The following is a 23,325-nucleotide window of genomic DNA, read 5'->3' on the forward strand; positions in this document are numbered from 1 at the left end:
CCACCGCCCCCCCCCCCCCCCCCCCCCCCGGGGGGGGGGGGGGGGGCGCCCCCCCCCCCCCCCCCCCCCCCGCGACACCTGCCAGCCGGATACCGGCGGGACGCACCCCGTCGGCGCGCAGCAGCCGCGCCATGGCGCCGGACAGCTGGGCGGAACGGGCACCGGCCTTGCCACGACCGGTCACGATCGTAGGTATGCGCACGCTCCTGAACATCCTGTGGTTCATCTTCGGCAGCGGCTTCCTGCTGGCCATCGCCTACGGCCTGGCCGGCATCATCTGCTTCATCCTGATCGTGACGATCCCGTTCGGCGTGGCCTCGTTCCGGATCGCCCGGTACGCGCTTTGGCCGTTCGGATACACCATCGTGGAGAAGCCCAGCGCCGGGCTGGCGTCCACGCTGGCCAACGTCGTCTGGCTGATCGTGGCGGGCTGGTGGCTGGCGCTGGTGCACATCGTCACCGGCATCGCGCTGTGCATCACGCTGATCGGCATCCCGTTCGGCATCGCCAACTTCAAGCTGGTGCCGGCCGCGCTGTGGCCGCTCGGCCGGGAGATCGTCGAGCGACCCTGACCGTCGTGCCGCGGTCGGCCCGTCCCGGATCCGGGACCGGCCGACCCTGCCGCGCCACCCGTGCGGGTGGAGGGCGCGCTGGATGGAGCGGTAGATGCGGCCGAAGCGCGCCTCGTCGGCCACGCGCAGCAGGAGCAGCTCGCGGCCGCGCCATACCGCCCAGATCTCGTGCATTCCGATGCCCTGGTCGTAGCTGTGGTCGAGGCGGTGCAGCGTCCATTCCAGCGCGGGGCCGGCCAGGCCGACCAGCAGCACCACGATCGCCAGCGGCACCAGCACCCGACCTGCCGCCCCAGGGTCGCCGACGGTGGTGGCGACCAGGTAGATGAGCCCGAGCAGGGCCAGCACCGCGCCGACCACGAGGCCCGCGTTGAGGGCGCCGCGCCCGGCCAGCCGGCGCATGGACCGCGGATCTGCGGTGATCTCGCGGTGCCAGACGTACTCCAGATCCTCGAGCCGGAAGACGCGGTCGTGGATGTGGATCGCGGTCGAGGTGACTTCCACCGCGGGATCGCGGTAATAGACGATCATCGCAGCCTCCGGCCCTCACCGTAGGCGATGCACGCAAACCGCCTAAGCTCGTCCTATCGGCACTCGATGAGGAGGCAGCGGTGGGCGAGTTCGTGAACGTGGAAGTCGACGCAGGCATCGGCACCATCCGGTTGGAACGCCCGCCGATGAACGCGCTCAACGTCCAGGTCCAGGAGGAACTGCGGGCCGCCGCGCAGGCGGTGACGGCGGACAGCCGCATCGCCGCGGTCGTCGTCTACGGCGGGCCGAAGGTCTTCGCGGCCGGTGCCGACATCAAGGAGATGGCCGACATGTCGTACGTGGACATGTCGGCCCGCGCCGGTGCGCTGAGCAGCGCCTTCGACGCCGTGGCGCGCATTCCCAAGCCGGTCGTCGCGGCGATCACCGGCTACGCCCTCGGCGGCGGCTGCGAGCTGGCTCTCGCTTGTGACTGGCGGGTCGTGGCCGAGGACGCCAAGCTCGGCCAGCCCGAGATCAAGCTGGGCATCATCCCCGGCGCGGGCGGCACCCAGCGGCTGGCGCGCCTGATCGGCCCGGCCAAGGCCAAGGACATCATCTTCTCCGGCCGTATGGTCGACGCCGAGGAGGCGCTGGCCATCGGGCTCGCCGACCGGGTGTGCGCCGCGGACATGGTCTACGACCAGGCCAAGGCCTTGGTCGCGAGTTTCGTGAACGGCCCGGCGCAGGCGCTGAAGGCGGCCAAGATGGCCATCGACGGCGGCCTGGACCGCGACCTCGCGGCTGGGCTGGCCTGGGAGTCACAGCTGTTCGCGGCGCTGTTCGCCACCGAGGACCGGCGCGAGGGCATGACCGCGTTCGTGGAGCGCCGCCAGCCGAAGTTCATCGGCCGCTGAGGCTGCCGCGACCGGGGCTTCGTGCCCGGCACCTGTCCCACACCGGCGCGCGGCCGGGTCACGCGTGGCGCGCCGGGAACCGCCGCCCGGCGAGTTTGTGAGTCCTCTTCATATTTTCTCGCGTGCTGGATAGGCTCCCGACACACGAAGGGACACGGTCATGGCTGAGACCTCTGACATCGCTGTTTCCGGCCACGGTGGACAGCTCGCGCTGGCCGCGCTGCGGGCCGCGGGCGTACGCGAGATGTTCACCCTCTCCGGGGGGCACGTCTTCCCGCTGTACGACGCGGCCCATCAGGAGGGCTTCCCGCTCTACGACGTGCGGCACGAGCAGACCGCCGTGTTCGCCGCCGAGGCGGTCGCGAAGCTGCAGCGCCGCCCCGGCGTCGCGGTGCTCACCGCCGGTCCCGGTGTCACCAACGGTGTCTCCGGCCTGACCAGTGCCTTCTTCAACGCCGCCCCGGTGCTGGTGCTCGGCGGACGGGCCCCGCAGTTCCGCTGGGGCTCCGGGTCGCTGCAGGAGATCGACCACCTGCCGATCGTCGCGCCGGTGACCAAGCACGCCGCCACCGTCACGTCCACCGACGACATCGCGTCGGCCGTGACCACCGCGCTGGAGCACGCGCTCGCCCCGCACCGCGGGCCGTCCTTCCTGGACCTGCCGCTGGAGGTCGTCTTCAGCACCGGTGACGGCAAGGCGGTCGCGCCCCGGGTCGACGTGCTGGAGCCGGACCCGGACCTGGTCGAGAAGGCCGCCCGCCTCATCGCCGGAGCGCAGCGCCCGGTGATCATCGCGGGCTCGGACGTGTACGGCGGGGACGCGACCGAGGCGCTGCGCGCCGCTGCCGAGGCGCTGACCGTGCCGGTCTTCGCCAACGGCATGGGCCGCGGCACGCTGCCGCCGAGCCACCCGCTCGCCTTCGCCAAGTCCCGCCGCAAGGCCCTCGACGGGGCGGACGTGGTGATCGTGGTGGGCACCCCGCTGGACTTCCGGCTGGGCTTCGGTGACTTCGGAGCGGCCCAGGTCGTGCACGTCGTCGACGCCCCGAGCCAGCGAGCCGAGCACGTCTCCGTCGCCGTCTCGCCCGCGGGCGACCTGCGTACGATCCTCACCGGGCTGGCCGCGTACGCGGGGGACCGGGTGGACCACGGCGACTGGGTGGCCACGCTGCGCGCCGCCGAGCAGGCCCAGGCCGCCAAGCACGAGCTGGAGATGCAGGCCGACACCGAGCTGATCAAGCCGGCCCGGGTGTACGGCGAGCTGCGCAAGGTGCTGGCCCCGGACGCGGTGACCATCGGCGACGGCGGCGACTTCGTCTCGTACGCCGGGCGCTACCTGGAGCCCTCGGTGCCCGGCAGCTGGCTCGACCCGGGCCCGTACGGCTGCCTCGGCACCGGCATGGGCTACGCCATGGGGGCCAGGGTCACCTACCCCGACCGCCAGATCTGCGTGCTGATGGGCGACGGCGCGGCCGGGTTCTCGCTGATGGACGTCGAGTCCCTGGTGCGGCAGAAGCTGCCGGTCGTCATGGTCGTCGGCAACAACGGCATCTGGGGGCTGGAGAAGCACCCCATGCGCGCCATGTACGGCTACGACGTGGCCGCCGACCTGCAGCCCGGCCTGCGCTACGACGAGGTCGTCAAGGCCCTCGGCGGCGGCGGCGAAACCGTCGCCAAGGCCGCCGACCTCCCCGCCGCCCTCGGCCGCGCCTTCTCCGCAGGCGTCCCCTACCTCGTCAACGTCATCACCGACCCCGACGACGCCTACCCCCGCTCCGCCAATCTCGCCTGACGGAAAGGAAGGGCGCCTTCTGTCGCGATCCGCGGCAGAAGGCGCCCTTCTTGGCGATCAGGCCGAGAGCGCCCCGCGTTCGCCGGTGCCGAAGATGCTCGGCTCGTCGGGCAGGGCCTCGGGATGGCGGCGATTGTCAACTTTGCGTAGCTGATTAATCACTTTCCGTATCTGTCGTGCGTTGATGCATTGGGGTTCCGACCCCGTATCAACCAGACAGGGGACACCGTTGTCGCGTAAACATCTTCTTTCCGCGGGTGCAGTGCTGGCCATGACCAGCGCGCTCGCGATAGGCGCCACGCCGGGTTCGGCGTCGGCGGCCGCCGGCCCGTCGGGCCGACTCGAGGCGACCTCACCGGCCAGGACCACACCCGGTCAAGCTGCCGGCACCGCCACCCGCGCCTCGGCCCTGGTGGCGGCCGACCTGCGCATCACCAAGGAGGCCAAACCGGATCCCGTGTACGCCGGGCAGGAGCTGACCTACACGATCTTCGTCACCAACGTGGCCCCGGCAACGGGAACCGGTGTGACGGTAACCGGTGTGACGGTGACCGACACGCTGCCGGTGGGCGTGCAACTGCTGTCCTCGCCAACGCAGTGCACCGGCGCAAGCGTTCTCGTATGCCCGGTGGGTGACCTGCTGCCGGGGCAGACCGTCCCGCTGGTGATCCAGATCGGCCTTCCGGCCGACTTCCAGCCGAGGTCGCTCACCAACGTGGCCACGGTGACGGCGCCCGACCTGCGGGACCCGGTTCAGGGAGACAACACGGCGACCACGATCACCGTGGTCAAGCGGCTGGCCGATCTCACCGTGACCAAGGTGTGCAAGCCCGACGCGCCCGCCCCGGCAGGCACCCAGGGCTTCTGCGACATCTACGTCGACAACGTCGGCCCGTCCGACGCGGTGGGGGTGGAGCTGACGGACGTGCTCACCTCGGCGGCGCCGTTCCAGCTGGTGGGCGTACGGTTGCTCGATCCCGACACCTGCCAGCCGACGAGCTCGGGCCCGGTCACCAGGCTCGTGGTCGAGTGTGACCTGAGCACGATCCCGGCCGGCGGCCGGAAGATCGTCCGGGTCACCGTGTCCGCCGATGACGTCTCCCAGATCAACGACGTGGCCACGGTGCAGAGCACGACCAAGGACCGGGACACCTCCAACAACCAGGCGACCGGCCGGCTCGACTTCGTCGGATTGGCCGACCTGAGCCTGGACAAGTCCGGTCCGGCCACGATCGTGGCAGGCACGCAATTGAAGTACGAGATCAAGGTGACCAACGGCGGTCCGTCCACCGCGAACGACGTGACCGTGCGCGACACGCTGCCCGCCGGGGTGAGCTTCGTTTCGGCGACGTCCGCGTCGGGGACCTGCACCAACGGCCAGCCGACCGCCCGGGACCTGGTGTGCGGCCTGGGCAATCTGCCCAAGGGCGCGACCGCGACGGTCACCGTCGTCGGTCTGGTGGCGCCGGACGTGGTGCCGGGCACGCGCCTGTTCAACGAAGCGGTGGTGTCCAGCGCGACCGCCGACAAGGACAACAACGACGTCAGTGACAGCGTCCCCACCGACGTCAGCGCGTCGGCAGACCTGTCGGTGACGAAGGCGGACTCGCCGGCTTCGGTGATCGCGGGCAACAAGCTGACCTACACCCTGACCGCCGCGAACGCCGGGCCGTCGGATGCGCAGGTGACCGTCCTGACCGACACCCTGCCGGCGGGCACCACCTACGTGAGCGGTGTCGACGGCAACGACGCCACGGTATGTACGCTCGTGCAGCCGAACCAGGTGGTCTGCGCGCTGGGTGTGCTCCAGCCCGGCCAGACGAAGAAGGTCTACCTGACAGTGCTGGTGGCACCGTCGGTCGCCACGGGAACCACGCTCACGAACACGGTGAAGATCTCCTCGGCCACGACCGATCCGACTCCGGGCAACGACACCGCCACGGAGACGACGCAGGTGACGACGTCGGCGGACCTGTGGATCGACAAGACGGGAGCGGTGACCTCGAAGGAGAAGCGGACGGCGACCTTCATCCTGACCGTGCACAACGACAAGGGCTGCGAGACCGACACGGTGTCGACACCGCAGCCGAACTGCGGCGCGGGCGGCCCGTCGGATGCGCAGAACATCGTGGTGGTGGACAAGCTGCCGCTGAAGGCGAAGGAGGTCGAGGTCGAGTACGTCTCGCCGCAGTGCTCCTATGCGAAGGAGGACCACACGGTGACCTGCACCGCGGCGACTCTGCCGGCCGGCGTGACGGTCGCGTTCGAGATCCGGGTGAAATTCAAGGACGACTGCAAGATCGAGAACACGGCGACGGTGAAGAGCTCGACGCCGGACCCCGTGCTCGGCAACAACACGAACACGATCAAGCTCACCGTGAAGAAGTAAGGCTGACGGCATGACCGCGGGGTGAACCGGTAGCCCGCTACCGGTTCACCCCGCATCGTTTTGCGCCGCGGCGCTGTCCACAAGTTCGCAGCCGGGTAAGCGCCGAGATGCCACTCAGACAGCCGCCGGTCAGGCGGTCGCGGGCTCCGGCTCGGGCGCAGCCGCGGCGGGTGCGGCCTCGGGGGCACGCCCGGCGACCAGGACCGCGCCGAGGGCCCACGGGATCCAGACGAACTCGGTCAGGACGCGCAGCAGGGCGGGGGAGACCGGCAGGTACGGGATCATGATGAGCCCGTGGTCGATCGCGCCGAGCAGCGCGAAGACGGCCACGATCAGCGTGGTCGTGCCCAACTTGCGCGCATGCGTGCCGCGCAGGGCCAGGCCGAGCAGGGTGAAGCCCGCGCCGTACAGAGCGAGGCCGATCGGGTGCAGCACGCTGCCCGTCTCGATGGTGCCGAAGACGCCGACGGTCAGGCCGCCCACCACCAGCAGCAGGCCGAGCAGGGCGCGCTTCGAGGCACGCAGGCGGCGGTAGTACAGGCCGATCGCGAGCAGCCCGAGCAGGACCGCGCCGCCGAACGCCCACTTCACCTCGATGCGCTCCAGGCCCGCGGCCGCGTACTCGCCGTACCAGTCGCAGTCCGAGGGCAGGTGCTGCCGGCCGCCGTCGTAGCCGGCGCAGGCGTACATCTTCAGGGTTCCGGCGGGTTCGCCGAGGTAGCGGTGCGAGCCGATGGCGGGCAGGTCGTCGTCGCCGCACGCGGGCACGGTGCGGATGTTCGTGCCGGACATGTCCGTCCAGCAGCTGCCGACGCCCTGCCCGTCCCACCAGAAGTTCAGCCCGTTGGGCTTGGCCTCGCCCTGCTCGCTGACGCCCATGACGTTGTCGAGGTAGCGGTTGTGGTGCGAGGTGTCGAACTGCTGCGCGAACTCGGTGTCGTTGCGCACGAAGCCGGGCACGAAGCTGGTCACGAACCCGGAGTACCGGTTGCCGTAGATGTGGTTGCCGCGCCAGATGTTGTAGTTGCCGCCCGGGTTGACCACGCCCGCGCCGACCGGCAGGCCGACCGCCGGGCAGACCACGCCCTGCTCGTAGCCGCGCTCGGCGAAGGGCTTCTTGCAGGTGCCGTCGACGATGTGGCGGTAGTAGTCGGTGTTGTTGTTCGCGATGACGTTGTTCTCGAACTTCGAGTGGTTCTGCGGCATGCCCGGGTGGTCGGGGAAGGCGCTGTCGGTGGCGATGCCTGCGGTGTTCTCGGTGAAGACGCTGTCGTGCACCCAGACCGAGTCGCCGGCGGTGCCGGAGTAGCCCAGCGTGTTGTGGTGGCCGTAGCAGCGCTGGATCTCGACGGCGTAGCGGGGCACGTCGTGGCCCCGGTCCTTGTTGATGTTCGAGGCCGCGCCGGGGTAGAAGGCGGAGTCGCCGTTGCCGTAGCCCTCGCAGTCGGTGTAGAGGCCGTGGTCGACGGCGAAGGTGAGGAAGGCGTACTCGTCGTTCCAGCGGCCCATGGTCCGGTCGACCACGAAGCCGTCGGTCTCCATGATGTAGAAGGCGTTGAACTGCGCCCGCTGCGCGGACATGTTGCGGAAGTACACGCCGTCGGCGTTGTCGGCCCGGATCGCGTTGAGCTTCTTGTACTGCGCGTCGATTAGGACGTCGGCCGGGTTCGCGCCGGTGCCCTCCAGCTGGAGGTTCTTCTTGCCGAGGATGGCCACGAGGTTGGCCAGGTGCGGGCAGGCGAGCTGCTGGTCCCAGGTGAGCACCGGGTAGCCGTAGATCCGGCCGCGCACCGCGCCGTTCTCCATGGCCGCGCACTGGGGGCTGGCCGGGGCGATGCTCGGTTCCTCCAGGTACACCCCCGGCAGGATCTTGATGTTGGTGCCGGGCAGGTGGGCGGCGTCCACGGCCTGCTGGATGTGGCGGTAGCCGTCCTGCTGGCACTGCGTCCACAGCTGCTCGTTCGCGGCCTTGAGCTCGGCCGGGAAGGCGGCGATGCGGGTGGCGAAGTCGGCCGGGTCGGTCTTGCAGACCAGCAGGGTGGGCCCGGTGGTGCGGTAGACCGGGACGCTGCCGGTGCCGTCCAGCTCGCGGGTGGGCCGCTCCTCGTGCGCCGAGGCCGCGGTGGCCGGACCGAGTATCGCGATCGCCGCCACGGCGACGATGCCGAGCAGACGTGTGTATGCCTTCATGGCGGCGGAGCCTAGAGAATGTTTCACATTCGCACCAGACCCCGCGCCGCGGCGCCCCAAGGTCATTCGATTTGGCAGGCAACCGGGTGAATGCGTGACCATGATTCCCCCGTTTGCCTGGCAAATCGGACGATCATCCGGACAGTGCGGGGGCGTGTTCAGCTGTCCGGGTGGCGAGCCTGGTGTGAACATGAAAAGTTCTCTAAACTCCGCGCGACGGGAATCACACCTGGCCCGAGGGACCCCCCATGACCGAACCGGCCACGCTCACCACGGCTGACCCCGCAACGCCCCCGCCCGCTCCGTTCGCCGAGCCGGAACGGCCGGTCACCGGCCGCTGGATCAGCCTGTTCGCGCTGGCCTGGCTGGGCATCTGGATGGCCCAGCTGACCCCGGTGCAGCTGCTGCTGCCGCAACAGGTCGAGGCGCAGCTCAAGGCCACTGACTGGGTCGACAACGTGGTCGCCTTCGGCGTGGTGTCCGGCATCGCGGGCGCGTTCGCGCTGATCGCGTACCCGCTGACCGGCGCACTCTCGGACCGCACGGTGTCCCGGTTCGGCCGCCGCCGTCCGTGGATCGTCTTCGGCGCGCTGCTGTTCGCCGCCTCGCTGGTGGTGCTCGGCCTGCAGCACGACATCGTCGGCATCGGCGTGTGGTGGACGCTGACCCTGATCGGCTTCTGCGTGCTCACCGCGGCGCTCACCGCCACCATCTCCGACCAGGTCCCGGTGGGCCAGCGTGGGTACGTCTCCGGCTGGATCTCCGCCCCGCAGGCGATCGGCACCATCCTCGGCATCGTGCTGGTCACCGCGCTGGCACTGAGCCACCTGATCGGCTACTCCCTGATGGCCGCGCTGCTCGTGCTGCTGGTGCTGCCGTTCGTGCTCGGCGTGCCCGACCAGGTGCTGCCGCGCACGGCCCGGCCGCCGTTCAGCTTCCGCGACCTGGCCGCCGGTTTCTGGATCAGCCCGCGGCGTTACCCCGACTTCGGCTGGACGCTGCTCAGCCGCATCCTGGTCAACGTCGGCAACGCGCTGGGCACCACCCTGCTGCTCTACTTCCTGATGTACCACGTCAAGGTGGAGAAGGCCGAGGACGCGCTGCTCGTCCTCACGCTGATCTACATGTTCTTCGTGGTGCTGGCCGCGCTGTTCCTCGGCCGGCTGTCCGACCGCATCGGCCGGCGCAAGGTCTTCGTTCTCGTCTCGTCGGGGTTGCAGGGCGTCGCCGCCGTGCTGCTGGCGTTCTTCCCGAACCTGACTGTGGCCACCATCGGCGCGGGCCTGCTGGGCCTTGGCTACGGCTGCTTCCTGTCGGTGGACCAGGCGCTGGCCACCCAGGTGCTGCCGGACCCGGCGGCGCGCGGCAAGGACCTCGGCATCATGAACATCGCCACCGCGGTGCCGCAGGCGATGGCCCCGCTGCTCGGCGCGTTCGTCGTCGCGCAGTTGGGCGGCTTCGGCCCGTTGTACGTGGCGTCCGGTGTGATCTCCGTGCTTGGCGCGCTCGCCGTGCTGCCGGTGAAGGGAGTGCGCTGATGACTCTGGCGCTGCAGGTGTCGCCGCCGACCACGGCCCGGCCGTGGGAGGACGCCGACGCGTACTGGTCGGCGATGAACACGGCGACCGCGGCGCTGGATCCGGTGTTCGGCGCGGTGAACCTGGCCGCGCTGTCGTACAACGCGCACGACCTGGCCCGCCGCGCGAACGGCGTGCCGATCCGCATCGCCAGCAAGTCGGTGCGCTGCCGAGGCGTGCTCGACGCGGTGCTCGCGCTGCCCGGCTACCACGGCGTGCTGGCGTACACCCTGGCCGAGGCGCTGTGGCTGGCCGAGACGATCGACGACGTGGTCGTCGGTTACCCCAGCGCCGACCGGGAGGCGATCGCGCGGCTTGCCGCCTCGCCCGAGCTGTCCCGCCGGGTCACGATCATGATCGACTCTGTGGACCACCTGGACCTCGTCGACTCCGTCGTCGCGCCGACCGCGCGGGCGGACATCCGGGTCGCCATCGAGCTGGACTCGTCGTTCAAGTCGCGGCTGCTCGGGCACATCGGGGTGTGGCGCTCGCCGGTGCACCGGGCCGAGCAGGCCCGCACCCTGGCCGAGGCGATAGTCGCCCGGCGCGGCTTCCGGCTGGTCGGCATGATGGGGTACGAAGCCCAGATCGCCGGACTGGGCAACGCCCCGAAGGGCAGCCCGCTGCGCGGCGCCATGGTGCGCGCGTTGCAGCGTTCCTCGATGGCCGAGCTGCTGGAGCGCCGCGCGGCGGCCGTCGCGGCCGTGTCGGAGCTGGCCCCGCTGGAGTTCGTCAACGGCGGCGGCACCGGCAGCCTGGAGGTCACCGGCGCGGACGGCTCGGTGACCGAGGTGGCCGCCGGGTCGGGGCTGTTCGGCCCGCACCTGTTCGACAACTACGCCCACTTCAGCCCGGCGCCCGCCGCCGCGTTCGCGCTCCCGGTGGTACGCCGCCCCGCCCCGGACCGGGTCACCCTGCTCGGCGGCGGCTGGATCGCGTCCGGCCCGCCCGGCGTGGACCGGCTCCCGCAGATCGTGTGGCCGGCCGGGCTGAAGATGGTGCCCCGCGAGATGGCCGGCGAGGTGCAGACTCCGGTACTGGGGGAGCCCGCGACCCGGCTGCGCCTGGGCGACCGCGTCTGGCTGCGGCACACCAAGGCGGGCGAGCTGTCCGAGCACGTCAACGAGCTTCACCTGATCGACGCAGACACGGTTGTCGGGGCTCTGCCCACGTACCGTGGTGAAGGAAAGGCATTCCTGTGAGCAGCACCGTGTGGCGGAACTGGAGCCGGATCGAGAGCGTGACCCCGGCACGGGTGGCGTATCCCGGCAGTCCCGACGAGGTGGTGCAGGCGATCGCCGCCGCGCGCGCCGACGGGCTGCGGGTCAAGCCGATCGGCGCGGGCCACAGCTTCACTGGCATCGCGGTCGCCCCGGGCGTGCAGCTCGACCTGCGTAACCTGCAGGGCGTGCTGGCCGTCGACGAGCAGCGCCACCGGGTGAAGCTCGCCGCGGGCACCCACCTCTACCGCCTGCCCGAGCTGCTCCAGCCGTACGGCCTGGCGCTGCAGAACATGGGCGACATCGACGCGCAGACCATCGCGGGCGCGACCTCGACCGGCACGCACGGCACCGGGCACGCGTTCGGCGGCCTGGCCACGCAGATCGTCGCGCTGACCCTGGCCACCGCCGACGGCGGGATCCTGGAGATCTCCGAGAACGCCAACCCGGAGCTGCTCGACGCGGCCCGGCTGGGCCTGGGCGCGCTCGGGGTGCTGCTCGACATCACCGTGCAGTGCGTGCCCGCGTTCCAGCTGCAGGCGATCGAGAAGCCGGAGCCGCTGGCCGAGGTGCTGGCGCAGTGGGAGCAGCGGGCGCTGGGCGCGGACCACTTCGAGTTCTACTGGTTCCCGCACACGCAGACCGCGCTGACCAAGACGAACACCCGGCTGCCGATGGACGCCCCGCGCAAGCCGCTGGGCGGCTTCCAACGGTGGATGGACGACGACTTCATGTCCAACACCGTCTTCAACTGGGTCTGCAACCTGGGCAAGGCCGCGCCTGCGCTGACCCCGCCGATCAACCGGCTGGCCCAGCGGCTCACCAACAACCGGGAGTTCACCGACGTGTCCACGTCGGTCTTCACCACCAAGCGCGAGGTGCGCTTCCGGGAGATGGAGTACGCCCTGCCGCGCGAAGAGGTGCCCGACGTGCTGCGCGCGCTGGACCGCCTGATCACGCAGAACGGCTGGCGCATCTCGTTCCCGGTCGAGGTCCGCGTCGCCGCGCCGGACGACATCTGGCTGTCGACCGCGCACGGGCGCGAGACCGGGTACGTGGCGATCCACCGGTTCTTCAAGGAGGACCCGCACACCTACTTCCGCCTCGCCGAGCAGATCTTCCGGGCGCACGGCGGTCGGCCGCACTGGGGCAAGATGCACTACCAGGACGCGGCCACGCTCGCGCCGACGTACCCCCGGTTCGGCGACTTCCTCGCGGTGCGCGACAAGCTCGACCCCGAGCGCGTCTTCGCCAACGACTACCTGGACCGGGTGCTGGGCGCGTGAGCGAGCGCAGCGAGCGAACCATGTCGCCGATCGACGCCGACGACGAGCGCAGCGAGGAGACGGCGTGCTGGATCCGGTGATCCCCAGGGACTTCACGCTGGGCGTGGCCACGGCGGCGTACCAGATCGAGGGCGCGGTTGCCGAGGGCGGGCGCGGGGTGTCGGTTTGGGACACCTTCTGCGCCGAGCCCGGCCGGGTGCTCGGCGGCGACACCGGTGCGGTCGCGTGCGACCACTACCACCGCTACGAGCAGGACCTGGATCTGGTACGCGAACTCGGCGCCGACGCGTACCGCTTCTCCATCGCGTGGCCGCGCATCCAGCCCGACGGCACCGGACCGGCCGACCCGGACGGTGTGGCGTTCTACGACCGCCTCGTCGACGCGATGCTGGCCCGCGGCATCGAGCCGGTGGCCACCCTGTTCCACTGGGACACCCCGCAGGCCCTGGAGGACGCGGGCGGCTGGCTGTCCCGTGACACCGCCGCGCGCTTTGGTGAGTATGCCGCCCTGATGGGGGCACGTCTCGGCGACCGGGTCGGCAAGTGGATCACTATCAACGAGCCGCACTCGGTGACCCTGGCCGGCTACGCCACCGGCGCGCACGCGCCGGGCCACACGCTGCTGTTCGACGCGCTGCCCGCGGCACACCACCAGTTGCTCGGCCACGGCCTCGCAGTGCAGGCGCTGCGCGCCGCCGGGGTGACGGGGCAGATCGGCATCACCAACGTGCACACGCCCGTGATGCCCGCCTCGGACCGGCCCGAGGACCAGCTCGCCGCGGCCCTGTACGACCTCATCGCCAACCGGGTCTTCGAGGACCCGGTGCTGCTCGGCCGGTATCCGCAGGCCCCGGAGCCGTTCACGGAACTGTTCGACGCGTTCGGCGCGGTGCCCGCCGAGGACCTCGCGGTGATCTCGTCGCCGCTGGACTTCTACGGCGTCAACTACTACTACCCGAGCCGCGTCGGCATGGCGGACCCCGATGCGGCCACCGACCACACGCCCGAGGGCGACTTCGCCCGGGTCGGCGAGCTGCCGTTCGCCTTCGCGGAGATCGAGGGTGTGCCCCGGACCGGTTTCGGCTGGCCGGTCAGCCCGTCCGGGCTCGGCGACACCCTCGACGAACTGTCCGGACGCTACGGCGACCGGCTGCCGCCGGTGTACATCACCGAGGGCGGCGCCAGCTTCCCCGACGAGGTTGCCCCCGACGGCTCGGTGCCCGACCCGCAGCGCGTTGACTACCTGCGCGAGCACCTCGCGGTGGCGCTGTGCAAGCGTGCCGACGGGCTCGACCTGCGCGGCTACTTCGTGTGGAGCCTGCTCGACAACTTCGAGTGGGCGGCCGGCTACAGCCAGCGATTCGGGCTGGTGCACGTCGACTACCCGACGCAGCGGCGTACGCCCAAGGAGTCCTTCCACTGGCTCGCGCGACGACTGCGCGACCGCACCTAGTCGTCGGACTTGTCCTGCTTGCGCAGCTCCTCTTCGCGGCGGCGCAGGTCCATCTCCCACTTGCTCAGCAGCTCGCGGTCGGCGGCCTGGGTCTCCCGCTGCTCCTTGGCGAGCTTGCGCAGGAACTCCGGGTCGTCGTCGGGGGCGAGCCCCCGACCTGGACGCTGCTGCTCCGGGAAGCCGCTGCCCTGCCGCCACACCTTCGGGTCGGGCGTCCTCTCGCGGCCGACCACGAACCAGGCGATGGCCCCGATCGGCGAGAACAGCAGGATGATCAGAACCCAGCCCCAGCGCGGCAGCGCGTTCAGCCGGTGCTCCTCCGCGGACAGGCAGCTGATCAGCGCAGCCACGGTCAGCACGAGCTCGGCGAGGAAGATGAACAACCACAGGCGTCCCACGGCGTAGAGCGTAGACCTCACCAGAGGATGAGCAGTACCCCCAACAGACCCGTCAGGACGCAGGAGAAGGTGACCGCGGCTATCGTGCGAGCCACCGCGACCGGATCCTGCCGATCCATCGCCCGGATCCGCCGCTGCGCGACCAGCAGCAATGCCAGCCAGCACAGCAGGGCCAGCGCGAGCGCCAGCGCGCCGACGTCGTCGAGCCCGCGCTCGAAAGCCAGCCGGAAAAGCAGCAGCGCGCAGGCCGTACCCGACAGCACGGTGCGCCGCCAGGCCAGCCGGGTGCGTTCGGCCTGCGCGCCGGGGTCGGGGGTGGTGTTCACGGCCGCGCGCCGTGGTCGGCCGGGCCGCTCACCGGCTGCGGAACCAGTCGACGAAGACCTCGGCCAGCAGGGCCAGTGACCCCAGCGCGACCACGATCGCGAGCACTGCGGGGAACCGCGACGGCGGCAGCGGCCGGCTGTTGCGCATGGCGATCTCGCAACGGATCCAGTGGTCGACGGCGCGCAGCGCGCAGCCCACGCCGAGCAGGATCAGCGCCACCCCGAGGATCTTCGTCATGTGCGGCACGGCCATCGGCGGCAGGAACTGGGCCACCACCAGCCCGCCGCCGATCATGGCCAGGCCGGTGCGAATCCACGCGAGGAAGGTGCGCTCGTTCGCCAGCGAGAAGCGGTAGTCGGGAGTCTGCCCTGTTTCGTGAACTTCGCGCGGATCAAACCAGTTGCGCACTCTAGCCAGCACCTTCCTAGTATCAAGGCGATGACTTCTGAACTTGATGCCGACGTCCTGCTGAGGGCGTACGACGAGCAACTGCGCACCGAGATCCCCGACCCGCTGCCCGCCGGCATGGTCGTCGAATGGGACGGCCCGGTGGTCCGGATGAGCGGGCTCGACCGCGGCGGATTCGTCACCTACCGTGACGTCTCCCACCTGACCGGCCCCGAACTCGACGCGCTCATCGCGCGGCAGCGCGACTACTTCGCCGCCCGCGGCGAAGAGGTCGAGTGGAAGCTGCGCGGCCATGACCTGCCCGCCGACCTGCCGGATCGGCTGGTCGCGGCCGGGTTCAAGCCCGACGAGCTGGAGACGGTGATCATCGGCCTGGCCGCGCCGCTGGCGCAGGCCCCGGTACTGCCGGACGGCGTGACGCTGCGCGAGGTCACCTCACACGCCGACCTGGAGCGGATCGCCGCCATGGAGGAGGCGGTCTGGCACGAGGACCGCAGTCACCTGGTGCGCGGCCTGGCCAAGGAGTTGGACGCCGACCCGCAGGGGCTGACCATCGTGGTCGCCGAGGCGGGTGGCGAGGTGGTCTGCGCCGGTTGGATCCGGTACGAGAAGGGCACCGACTTCGCGGGCCTGTGGGGCGGGTCGACGCTGGAGCAGTGGCGCGGTCGCGGCATCTACAAGGCGATGGTGGCGCACCGGGCGATCCGCGCGGTGGCGCGCGGGTTCAAGTACCTGCAGGTGGATGCGTCTGATGACAGCCGCCCGATCCTGGAGCGGCTGGGCATGGTCGCGGTGACCACGACGACGCCGTACATCTGGAGGCCGCTCGCGGCGTGACCCCCGCTCGGCTGCGCCGGCTTTTGAATAGACGGTGGCCTATTACATCGACTCTGATCCACGAATTTTCGATGTGATAGGCCACCGTCTATGGAAAATGGGCGGTCGACGGGTGGTCAGTGGGTGGACGGGTTCCACAGGTCGCGGATCGTGTCGCGTACGCAGTCGTCGCGTAGGCGGCCGCATGTGCACAGGTGTTCGTCGGGCTCCTGTTGCCGGTGGTGTTCCGCCTCGGGGTCAAAGCCTGGATCAGTCGTGGGGCGGCCCGGCAGGGGTGCGGTTTGCGTGGTCATGTCATGACACCTCCTGCTAGGCGTGACTTTACGGGATGGGCACCCTGGTGGGGTGACCTCTGTCACTATTGGCGGCCGTCCTGGCGGGTAGACGAGCAAGGGCAATAAATTACTCGTCAGTAACCTGCGGCGGGCTGGCAAAAGTGGCAACGTCCACAGCCGGTCGAACTTGACCCGCGACGTGTCAGGCGACAGGCTCGCGGCGAGGGCATGAACGTCCGTTCAACTCAGGAGGGTCGTCAGAGCGCGATGAAGATCGTCGTACTTGTCAAGCAGGTGCCGGACTCCGGCGCCGAGCGCAATCTGCGCGCGGACGACAACACCGTCGACCGTGCCTCGGCCAACAACGTCATCAACGAGATGGACGAGTACGCCATCGAGGAGGCGCTGCGGCTGCAGGAGGCGCACGGCGGTGAGGTGACCGTGCTGACCATGGGGCCGGACCGGGCCACCGAGTCGATCCGCAAGGCGCTGTCCATGGGCCCCGACGCGGCCGTGCACGTCCTCGACGACGCCCTCGCCGGCACCGACGCGCTCGGCACCAGCAAGGTGCTCGCCGCGGCGATCAGCGAGCTCGCCCCCGACCTGGTCATCTCCGGGGCCGAGTCGACCGACGCCCGCGGCCAGGTCATGCCGCACATGCTGGCCGAGCGGCTCGGCTTCGCGGCGCTGACCGGGGCGCGCAAGCTCACCGTCGAGGGTTCGCAGCTGACCGTGGAGCGCCAGACCGAGGAGGGGTACGAGGTCGTCACGGCCGCCACCCCCGCCATCGTCAGCGTGTGGGACACCATCAACGAGCCGCGCTACCCGTCCTTCAAGGGCATCATGGCCGCCAAGAAGAAGCCGGTGGCCACCAAGTCGCTGGCCGACCTGCAGGTCCCGGCCGACCAGGTGGGCTGGGCGGGCGCCGCCACCACCGTGCTGTCGCACAGCAAGCGCCCGGCGCGCAGCGCCGGCCAGAAGGTCGCCGACTCCGGTGAGGGCGGCGTCGCGCTGGTCGAGTTCCTGTCGTCCGAGAAGTTCGTCTGAGAGGCTTGCCGACAATGGCTGAGGTTCTGGTAGTCGTCGAGTCCTCCGGCGGCACGGTCAAGAAGGTCACGCTCGAGATGCTGACCCTGGCGCGCTCGCTCGGCGAGCCCGCCGCGGTGGTGCTGGGCGCGCCCGGCACGGCCGCCCCGCTCGTCGACAAGCTCGGCGAGTACGGCGCGGTGAAGGTCTACGCGGCCGAGAGCACCGAGATCGACGAGCACCTGGTCGCCCCCAAGGCCACCGCGCTCGCGCAGCTGGTCAAGGCCGTCTCCCCGGCGGCGGTGCTGATCGGTTCCACCCAGGAGGGCAAGGAGATCGCGGGCCGGCTCGCGGTCAAGCTGGACAACGGCGTGCTCACCGACGTGGTCGAGCTGGCCGCCGACGGCACCGCCACCCAGGTCGCCTTCGCGGGTTCCACCATCGTGAAGTCCAAGGTCACCAAGGGCCTGCCGCTGGTCACCGTCCGGCCGAACTCGCTCACGCCCAGCCCCGCCGCGGCCACGCCGTCGGTGGAGCAGGTCGAGGTCGCGCTCGCCGACACCGACAAGCTGGCCGTGGTCACCAAGCGCGTCGCCGAGGCCAAGGGCGCCCGCCCGGAGCTGACCGAGGCGTCGATCGTCGTCTCCGGCGGCCGCGGCGTCGGCTCGGCGGAGAACTTCCGGGTCGTCGAGGAGCTCGCCGACCTGCTCGGTGCGGCGGTCGGCGCGTCGCGCGCGGCCACCGACTCCGGCTTCTACCCGCACGCCTTCCAGGTGGGGCAGACCGGCAAGACGGTGTCGCCGCAGCTCTACGTCGCGCTGGGCATCTCGGGCGCGATCCAGCACCGGGCCGGCATGCAGACCTCGAAGACCATCGTCGCGGTGAACAAGGACACCGAGGCGCCGATCTTCGAGCTGGCCGACTTCGGTGTGGTGGGTGACCTGTTCCAGGTCGTGCCGCAGGCCGCGGAGGAGATTCGCAAGCGTCGTTAGGCGTACGCCTTCGTGAGGGCCCGGCGGGAACCCCCTGCCGGGCCCTCACTCGCGTACACCTGGAACGCGGGGGAGCCCCCTTGCGGCTAGGCTTGGCGGCGAGATGGCCTACCTTGATCATGCGGCGACCACGCCGATGCTGCCCGAGGCGCTGGACGCCTACGTCGCGACCGCCCGTGAGGTCGGCAACGCCTCGTCGTTGCACGGCGCGGGTCGCGCTGCCCGCCGCCGGGTGGAGGAGTCGCGCGAGCGCATCGCCGCGGTGCTGGGCGCACGTCCGTCCGAAGTGATCTTCACCGGCGGCGGCACCGAGAGCGACAACCTCGCGATCAAGGGCGTCTACTGGGCCCGCCGCCCGGAGGGGCGGACGAAGGTCCTGGCCGGTGCCGTCGAGCACCATGCGGTGCTGGACGCGGTGCACTGGCTGGGCGAGCACGAGGGCGCCGAGGTGGTCTCGCTGCCGGTGGACCACGAGGGCCGGGTGCGGCCGGAGGTGCTGGCCGAGGCGCTGGACGACACGGTCGCGCTGGTCAGCGTCATGTGGGCGAACAACGAGGTCGGCACGGTCCAGCCGATCGCCGAGCTGGCCGCGCTGGCCGCGGCGCGTGGGGTGCCCCTGCACACCGACGCCGTCCAGGCCGTCGGCCAGGTGCCGGTGGACTACGCCGCCAGCGGTGTCGCCGCGCTCACCGTCACCGGGCACAAGCTGGGCGGCCCGCTCGGTGTCGGCGCGCTGGTGCTGGGCCGCGACGTGGCCTGCACCCCGCTGCTGCACGGCGGCGGTCAGGAACGTGACGTGCGCTCCGGCACGCTGGACGTGCCCGGGATCGTCTCCTTCGCGGTGGCCGTCGAGCACGCCGTCAAGCACCAGGAGCAGCACGCGCAGCGGCTCGCCGCGCTGCGCGACGAGCTGATCGAGCGGGTGCGGGCCGTGGTCCCCGACGCGGTCCTCAACGGCGCGCCGACCGACCGGCCCGGCGCACGGCTGCCCGGCAACGCGCACTTCGGCTTCCCCGGCTGCGAGGGCGACGCCCTCCTGCTGCTGCTCGACGCCCAGGACATCGCCGTCTCCACCGGCTCGGCCTGCTCCGCCGGCGTGGCCCAGCCCTCGCACGTCCTCCTGGAGATGGGCGCCGACCCCCTGGCGGCCCGCACCTCCCTCCGCTTCACCCTCGGCCACACCAGCACCCGCGCCGACCTCGACGCCCTCATCACGGCCCTGCCCCCCGCCGTCGACCGCGCCCGCCGCGCCGGCATGTCCCGCTGACCCCCGCCAGGGCCTCTTCGCGTTGATCATGAACTTGTGGCGATGACACGCTGTCGACCTGTGCCATAAGTTCATGATCAACGAGTGGGGTGGGCAGGCGGGTAGGCTGTCGGGCGTGCGAGTGCTGGCGGCTATGTCTGGTGGAGTGGATTCGGCGGTGGCGGCTGCCCGGGCCGTGGCGGCCGGGCACGACGTCACCGGGGTGCATCTGGCGCTGTCGAAGAATGCGGCGACGCATCGGACCGGGGCGCGGGGGTGCTGCACCAAGGAGGACGCGCACGACGCGCGGCGGTCGGCGGACGTGCTCGGGATCCCGTTCTACGTGTGGGACATGGCCGAGCGCTTCCACGAGGACGTGGTCGAGGACTTCGTCGCCGAGTACGCGGCGGGGCGCACCCCGAACCCGTGCCTGCGCTGCAACGAGAAGATCAAGTTCGCGGCGGTGCTGGACCGGGCGCTGGCCCTGGGCTTCGACGCGGTGGTCACCGGCCACCACGCCCGGCTCGGCGCGGACGGGCTGCTGCGCCGCAGCGTGGACCTCGCCAAGGACCAGTCGTACGTGCTGGCGGTGCTCAACTCCGAGCAGCTCGGCCACTCGATGTTCCCGCTGGGCGACTCGACCAAGGAGCAGGTGCGCGCCGAGGCGCATGCCCGCGGCCTGGCCGTCGCCGACAAGCCCGACTCGCACGACATCTGCTTCATCGCCGACGGCGACACCCAGGGCTTCCTGCGCAAGCACCTGGGCAGCGAGCCGGGCGACATCGTCGACGCCGGCACCGGCGAGGTGCTGGGCAAGCACGACGGGGCGTTCGCGTACACGGTGGGCCAGCGCAAGGGGCTGGCGCTGGGCCGGCCCGCGCCGGACGGCCGCCCCCGCTACGTGCTGTCGATCACGCCGGTCACCAACACGGTCACCGTCGGCCCGGCGGAGGCGCTGGAGGTCTCGCAGGTCGACGGCACCCGCACGGTCTGGATCGCGGGCGAGCCGCCGGTCGGCCCGATCGAGTGCGAGGTGCAGCTGCGGGCGCACGGCCGCCCCGCGCCCGCCGTCGTCGAGCTGGACGGATCCGCGATGAGCGCGCGCCTGCGCCGCCCCGAGCGCGGCATCGCCGCAGGCCAGGCCGTCGTCGCCTACCGGCCGGACCCGGCGGGCGACATCGTGCTCGGCAGCGCCACCATCACCACCGCGTCATGACCGCACGCGGTCACCACCGCGTCCTCTCGACCCGCCGGCACGGTGTCCGTCGAGCCCTCTCCACAGGTGTGGATCACCACGTCCGGGCGACGTGCGTGCCGCCCACCCCGCCGTCTCCGCGCCGCGGAGCGGCCGCACCGGGTTGTCCCCGCGAGCAGAACGAGGCCTCACCATGAGCACGCCGGACGAGAACAGCACCACCCCCGCCGAGCCGCTGTGGCCCGCGGGGTCGGCGACGGGCATCGGCTCGTTGCCGGGCACCGACATCGCCGAGGCGATCAGGTTCACCCTCGGCGAGCTGCCCGACCTGCCGTACCTGCCGGAATTGCCGGGGCGCGGGCCCGGCGCGGACATGATCGGCCGCAGTGCCGGGCTGCTGGTCGAGCTGCCGGTGGAGATCTACGCAGGCCGGTGGCGGGTCGCCGCGAGTGCGGGCCGGGAGCTCCGCCAGGCGTACGACCTGCGCGAGCGCGACCTCGACCAGCTCACCGAGCAGGCCGACGGCTTCACCGGGACGCTGAAGGTGCAGTCGGCCGGACCGTGGACGCTGGCCGCCAACATCGAGCTGGCCCTCGGCGAGGCGCTCGTCTCCGACCACGGCGCCTCCCGTGACCTGGCGGCCTCGCTCGCCGAAGGGCTCAAGACGCACGTCGCCGACGTGCAGCGCCGGGTGCCCGGCGCGAAGGTGCTGCTCCAGCTGGACGAGCCGTCGCTGCCCGCGGTGCTGGCCGGACGGGTGCGCACCGCCAGCACCCTGCACACGTACCGCTCGGTGGCCCCGTCGACCGTCCGGGACACGCTCATCTCGGTGATCGACGCGGCAGGCGTGCCGGTGATCGTGCACTGCTGCGCGCCCGACGCGCCCATGGCACTGCTGCGCGAGGCCGGGGCGGCCGGGCTCGCGCTGGACCTGGAGCTGGTCGGCACCGGCGCGGAGAAGCTCGACGCGATCGGCGAGATGATCGACGCCGGGCTGGGCCTGTTCGCGGGCGTAGCGCGCACGACGCCCCCGGCGAACGGCCGGCAGCCCGACGGCGCGGTGCTGGCCGAGCGGGTCAAGCGGCTGTGGCGGGACCTCGGGTTCGCCGACGAGCTGCTGGCGCAGCGGGTGGTGATGACGCCGTCGTGCGGCCTGGCGGGCGCGTCGCCCGCGTACGCCCAGGCGGTTTTGAAGGCGTGCCGCGAAGCCGGCCGCCGCCTCATCGAGCAGTGACCTCGCGTATCGCCGCACCTATCGAGTGCGCGGTGCGGCAGCCGCGTCGGCCGGTGTGCGGTGGCGCAGGATGTGGAAGGCGTGGTCGAGCAGGGCGGGGTCGCCTGTCGTGGTGACGGCGTCGGTGGCGGGGGTGCGGCCACGGGTCAGCGCGTCGAAGGTGGCCAGGTCGCAGGTCACCACGAGGTCGGCGGGTGCCGGTGCCGGGCCGGACCGGGCGCGTACGCCGCCGTCGTCGGCGCTCACGTGGAAGACTTCCTCGCCCACCTGGAACTGATAGGTCTCGCGTAGCCCGCGCCCGGCTTCCGGCGGGCAGCGCTCGGCGAGGTAGAGCGCGATCAGCTCGGCCCGGGCGGTGCCGGGATCGATCTCGTCGTCGACCGGCAGCTCGGCGCCCCAGGTGGCGAGTTCGATCAGCAGCGGGCGCAGCCGCTCGCCGTACGCGGTCAGCTCGTAGGCGCGCACGTCCGCGGCCGCCGGCAGGGCGCGCCGGACCACGACCCCGCTGCGTTCCAGCAACTGGAGCCGCTCGGCCAGGCGGTTGGTCCCCATCGCGGGCAGCAGCGTCAGGAGTTCCTTGAACCGTCTCGGCCCGAGCAGCAGCTCGCGCACGATGAGAAGGGTCCACCTCTCACCGAGCACGTCCAGCGAGCGCGCGATCGGGCACACCTGGCCGTACATCCGCTTGGGCATGGTTTGAGCATACCTTTCACATGGCAGCAGCTATATGATTCGTATCTCAGGTCGCAACTATATTTTTCGTATAGTGTCGCCGGTGAAGCAAGTCCCACCAGGAGGCGAAGATGAAGATCAATGGTTCTGTGGCACTCGTGACGGGTGCCAACCGCGGCCTCGGCAAGGCTTTCGCCGAGGAGCTGCTGGCCCGCGGCGCATCGAAGGTGTACGCCACCGCGCGCGTCGCCGCGTCGATCACCGATCCGCGGGTCGTCCCGCTCCAGCTCGACATCACCGACTCCGCTTCGGTGGCGGCCGCCGCGAAGCAGGCCGGCGACGTGCAGCTACTGATCAACAATGCCGGTATCACGACCGGGGCGGGCATCCTGGACGGTGACGAAGCGCTGCACCGCGAGATGGAGACCAACTACTTCGGCACGGTCCGGGTGTCCCGCGAGTTCGCGCCGATCCTGGCCGCCAACGGGGGCGGTGCCATCGTCAACGTGCTCTCCGCACTGTCCTGGTTCTCGCTGCCCACCACCGCGGGCTACTCGGCGTCGAAGTCCGCCGCCTGGGCGGCCACCAACGCGCTGCGCCTGAAGCTGCACGACCAGGGCACCCTGGTCACCGGAGTGCACATCGGCTACATCGACACCGACATGGCCGCCCACGTCGACGGCCCGAAGGTCGCGCCCGGGCACGTGGTGGCACAGGTCCTGGACGGGGTCGAGGAAGGGCTGCCCGAAGTGCTCGCCGACGACGTCAGCCGCCAGGTCAAGGCCGGCCTCTCCGGCGACCTGCGCAACCTGTACCCGGCCGTCGCCTGACGTCCGAGGGCCCGGGTGGCC

At 71.1% G+C, this 23,325-nt stretch carries 21 protein-coding genes and 1 pseudogene; 15 read left to right on the top strand and 7 right to left on the bottom strand.

Features of this window, described 5'->3' with window-relative positions:
• The first annotated feature begins 194 nt into the window (after positions 1–194).
• Complete coding sequence (locus FLL47_RS11285; RefSeq protein WP_144120423.1) at positions 195–572, top strand: YccF domain-containing protein; 378 nt, start codon at positions 195–197, stop codon at positions 570–572.
• A gap of 129 nt (positions 573–701) precedes the next feature.
• Here the strand turns inward: FLL47_RS11285 and FLL47_RS43605 are convergent.
• Positions 702–1,103, bottom strand: a pseudogene (locus FLL47_RS43605) (DUF6232 family protein); the annotation flags it as partial.
• Between the two features lie 80 nt (positions 1,104–1,183).
• On the opposite strand from FLL47_RS43605, the gene FLL47_RS11295 reads away from it, so the two are divergent.
• The 3 genes from FLL47_RS11295 to FLL47_RS11305 all read left to right on the top strand — a co-directional run bounded on the left by FLL47_RS11295 (position 1,184) and on the right by FLL47_RS11305 (position 6,138).
• The gene (locus FLL47_RS11295) at positions 1,184–1,957 is read left to right on the top strand and encodes an enoyl-CoA hydratase/isomerase family protein (RefSeq protein WP_144120424.1); all 774 of its coding nucleotides are present in this window, start codon (positions 1,184–1,186) and stop codon (positions 1,955–1,957) included.
• Between the two features lie 160 nt (positions 1,958–2,117).
• A complete protein-coding gene (locus tag FLL47_RS11300; protein ID WP_144120425.1) occupies positions 2,118–3,749 on the top strand; it encodes an acetolactate synthase in 1,632 nt (543 codons plus the stop codon).
• 271 nt (positions 3,750–4,020) lie between these two features.
• Positions 4,021–6,138: a DUF11 domain-containing protein gene (locus FLL47_RS11305; RefSeq protein WP_186315664.1), complete on the top strand. Its 2,118-nt coding sequence runs from the start codon at positions 4,021–4,023 to the stop codon at positions 6,136–6,138.
• Positions 6,139–6,267: 129 nt separating this feature from the next.
• Here FLL47_RS11305 and FLL47_RS11310 read toward each other — a convergent pair whose 3' ends face one another.
• Complete coding sequence (locus tag FLL47_RS11310; RefSeq protein ID WP_144120427.1) at positions 6,268–8,328, bottom strand: hypothetical protein; 2,061 nt, start codon at positions 8,326–8,328, stop codon at positions 6,268–6,270.
• Between the two features lie 248 nt (positions 8,329–8,576).
• On the opposite strand from FLL47_RS11310, the gene FLL47_RS11315 reads away from it, so the two are divergent.
• The 4 genes from FLL47_RS11315 (at position 8,577) to FLL47_RS11330 (ending at position 13,864) form a co-directional block, all read left to right on the top strand.
• The gene (locus FLL47_RS11315; RefSeq protein ID WP_144120428.1) at positions 8,577–9,866 is read left to right on the top strand and encodes an MFS transporter; all 1,290 of its coding nucleotides are present in this window, start codon (positions 8,577–8,579) and stop codon (positions 9,864–9,866) included.
• 74 nt (positions 9,867–9,940) lie between these two features.
• Positions 9,941–11,107, top strand: a complete 1,167-nt coding sequence (locus tag FLL47_RS11320; RefSeq protein WP_246157820.1) for an alanine racemase — start codon at positions 9,941–9,943, stop codon at positions 11,105–11,107.
• Positions 11,104–12,411: a D-arabinono-1,4-lactone oxidase gene (locus tag FLL47_RS11325; RefSeq protein ID WP_246157801.1), complete on the top strand. Its 1,308-nt coding sequence runs from the start codon at positions 11,104–11,106 to the stop codon at positions 12,409–12,411. The genes FLL47_RS11320 and FLL47_RS11325 overlap by 4 nt, the downstream gene beginning before the upstream one ends.
• Positions 12,412–12,475: 64 nt before the next feature.
• Positions 12,476–13,864, top strand: a complete 1,389-nt coding sequence (locus FLL47_RS11330) for a GH1 family beta-glucosidase (RefSeq protein ID WP_144120430.1) — start codon at positions 12,476–12,478, stop codon at positions 13,862–13,864.
• On the opposite strand, the gene FLL47_RS11335 is transcribed toward FLL47_RS11330, so the two are convergent.
• From FLL47_RS11335 to FLL47_RS42825, 3 genes are read right to left on the bottom strand one after another with little or no spacing between them, the layout of a single operon-like run.
• Positions 13,861–14,262, bottom strand: a complete 402-nt coding sequence (locus tag FLL47_RS11335; protein WP_144120431.1) for a PLD nuclease N-terminal domain-containing protein — start codon at positions 14,260–14,262, stop codon at positions 13,861–13,863. The two genes, FLL47_RS11330 and FLL47_RS11335, sit on opposite strands and share 4 nt — an antisense overlap.
• A gap of 17 nt (positions 14,263–14,279) precedes the next feature.
• Entirely contained in the window at positions 14,280–14,588 is a 309-nt protein-coding gene (locus tag FLL47_RS11340; RefSeq protein ID WP_144120432.1) for a DUF202 domain-containing protein, read from the bottom strand.
• Positions 14,589–14,616: 28 nt separating this feature from the next.
• Positions 14,617–15,009 (bottom strand): YidH family protein, encoded by a 393-nt coding sequence (locus FLL47_RS42825; protein WP_186315665.1) that lies wholly within the window; start codon positions 15,007–15,009, stop codon positions 14,617–14,619.
• 18 nt (positions 15,010–15,027) lie between these two features.
• Here FLL47_RS42825 and FLL47_RS42830 point away from each other — a divergent pair, with 18 nt between their 5' ends.
• A complete protein-coding gene (locus FLL47_RS42830; RefSeq protein ID WP_186315666.1) occupies positions 15,028–15,834 on the top strand; it encodes a GNAT family N-acetyltransferase in 807 nt (268 codons plus the stop codon).
• Positions 15,835–15,950: 116 nt separating this feature from the next.
• Here FLL47_RS42830 and FLL47_RS42835 read toward each other — a convergent pair whose 3' ends face one another.
• Positions 15,951–16,127 carry a hypothetical protein gene (locus FLL47_RS42835; protein WP_186315667.1) on the bottom strand — a complete coding sequence of 59 codons (177 nt, stop codon included), beginning with the start codon at positions 16,125–16,127 and terminating at the stop codon, positions 15,951–15,953.
• Positions 16,128–16,376: 249 nt separating this feature from the next.
• On the opposite strand from FLL47_RS42835, the gene FLL47_RS11355 reads away from it, so the two are divergent.
• The 5 genes from FLL47_RS11355 to FLL47_RS11375 all read left to right on the top strand — a co-directional run bounded on the left by FLL47_RS11355 (position 16,377) and on the right by FLL47_RS11375 (position 21,802).
• Positions 16,377–17,156: an electron transfer flavoprotein subunit beta/FixA family protein gene (locus tag FLL47_RS11355; RefSeq protein ID WP_144120435.1), complete on the top strand. Its 780-nt coding sequence runs from the start codon at positions 16,377–16,379 to the stop codon at positions 17,154–17,156.
• A 14-nt stretch (positions 17,157–17,170) separates the two neighbouring features.
• Positions 17,171–18,127, top strand: a complete 957-nt coding sequence (locus FLL47_RS11360) for an electron transfer flavoprotein subunit alpha/FixB family protein (protein WP_144120436.1) — start codon at positions 17,171–17,173, stop codon at positions 18,125–18,127.
• 103 nt (positions 18,128–18,230) lie between these two features.
• A complete protein-coding gene (locus tag FLL47_RS11365) occupies positions 18,231–19,394 on the top strand; it encodes a cysteine desulfurase family protein (RefSeq protein WP_144120437.1) in 1,164 nt (387 codons plus the stop codon).
• A 115-nt stretch (positions 19,395–19,509) separates the two neighbouring features.
• Positions 19,510–20,589, top strand: a complete 1,080-nt coding sequence (gene mnmA, locus FLL47_RS11370) for a tRNA 2-thiouridine(34) synthase MnmA (protein ID WP_144120540.1) — start codon at positions 19,510–19,512, stop codon at positions 20,587–20,589.
• A gap of 172 nt (positions 20,590–20,761) precedes the next feature.
• The gene (locus FLL47_RS11375; protein ID WP_144120438.1) at positions 20,762–21,802 is read left to right on the top strand and encodes a methionine synthase; all 1,041 of its coding nucleotides are present in this window, start codon (positions 20,762–20,764) and stop codon (positions 21,800–21,802) included.
• Positions 21,803–21,820: 18 nt separating this feature from the next.
• Here FLL47_RS11375 and FLL47_RS11380 read toward each other — a convergent pair whose 3' ends face one another.
• Positions 21,821–22,495 (bottom strand): winged helix-turn-helix transcriptional regulator, encoded by a 675-nt coding sequence (locus FLL47_RS11380; protein ID WP_144120439.1) that lies wholly within the window; start codon positions 22,493–22,495, stop codon positions 21,821–21,823.
• Positions 22,496–22,605: 110 nt separating this feature from the next.
• Between FLL47_RS11380 and FLL47_RS11385 the strand changes: the two genes are divergently transcribed.
• Complete coding sequence (locus tag FLL47_RS11385; RefSeq protein ID WP_144120440.1) at positions 22,606–23,304, top strand: SDR family oxidoreductase; 699 nt, start codon at positions 22,606–22,608, stop codon at positions 23,302–23,304.
• Positions 23,305–23,325 lie beyond the last annotated feature (21 nt).

Origin of the sequence: Catellatospora sichuanensis, from assembly GCF_007483665.1 — a bacterium.
GTDB lineage: Bacteria > Actinomycetota > Actinomycetes > Mycobacteriales > Micromonosporaceae > Catellatospora > Catellatospora sichuanensis.

What these genes read in the sequence shown, in the direction of transcription:
- FLL47_RS11285 (WP_144120423.1), top strand. Translation starts at nt 195, where the DNA reads ATGCGCACGCTCCTGAACATCCTGTGGTTCATCTTCGGCAGCGGCTTC.
- FLL47_RS11300 (WP_144120425.1), top strand. Translation starts at nt 2,118, where the DNA reads ATGGCTGAGACCTCTGACATCGCTGTTTCCGGCCACGGTGGACAGCTC.
- FLL47_RS11305 (WP_186315664.1), top strand. Translation starts at nt 4,021, where the DNA reads ATGACCAGCGCGCTCGCGATAGGCGCCACGCCGGGTTCGGCGTCGGCG.
- FLL47_RS11310 (WP_144120427.1), bottom strand. Translation starts at nt 8,328, where the DNA reads ATGAAGGCATACACACGTCTGCTCGGCATCGTCGCCGTGGCGGCGATC.
- FLL47_RS11315 (WP_144120428.1), top strand. Translation starts at nt 8,577, where the DNA reads ATGACCGAACCGGCCACGCTCACCACGGCTGACCCCGCAACGCCCCCG.
- FLL47_RS11320 (WP_246157820.1), top strand. Translation starts at nt 9,941, where the DNA reads ATGAACACGGCGACCGCGGCGCTGGATCCGGTGTTCGGCGCGGTGAAC.
- FLL47_RS42830 (WP_186315666.1), top strand. Translation starts at nt 15,028, where the DNA reads ATGACTTCTGAACTTGATGCCGACGTCCTGCTGAGGGCGTACGACGAG.
- FLL47_RS42835 (WP_186315667.1), bottom strand. Translation starts at nt 16,127, where the DNA reads ATGACCACGCAAACCGCACCCCTGCCGGGCCGCCCCACGACTGATCCA.
- FLL47_RS11355 (WP_144120435.1), top strand. Translation starts at nt 16,377, where the DNA reads ATGAAGATCGTCGTACTTGTCAAGCAGGTGCCGGACTCCGGCGCCGAG.
- FLL47_RS11360 (WP_144120436.1), top strand. Translation starts at nt 17,171, where the DNA reads ATGGCTGAGGTTCTGGTAGTCGTCGAGTCCTCCGGCGGCACGGTCAAG.
- FLL47_RS11365 (WP_144120437.1), top strand. Translation starts at nt 18,231, where the DNA reads ATGGCCTACCTTGATCATGCGGCGACCACGCCGATGCTGCCCGAGGCG.
- FLL47_RS11375 (WP_144120438.1), top strand. Translation starts at nt 20,762, where the DNA reads ATGAGCACGCCGGACGAGAACAGCACCACCCCCGCCGAGCCGCTGTGG.
- FLL47_RS11380 (WP_144120439.1), bottom strand. Translation starts at nt 22,495, where the DNA reads ATGCCCAAGCGGATGTACGGCCAGGTGTGCCCGATCGCGCGCTCGCTG.
- FLL47_RS11385 (WP_144120440.1), top strand. Translation starts at nt 22,606, where the DNA reads ATGAAGATCAATGGTTCTGTGGCACTCGTGACGGGTGCCAACCGCGGC.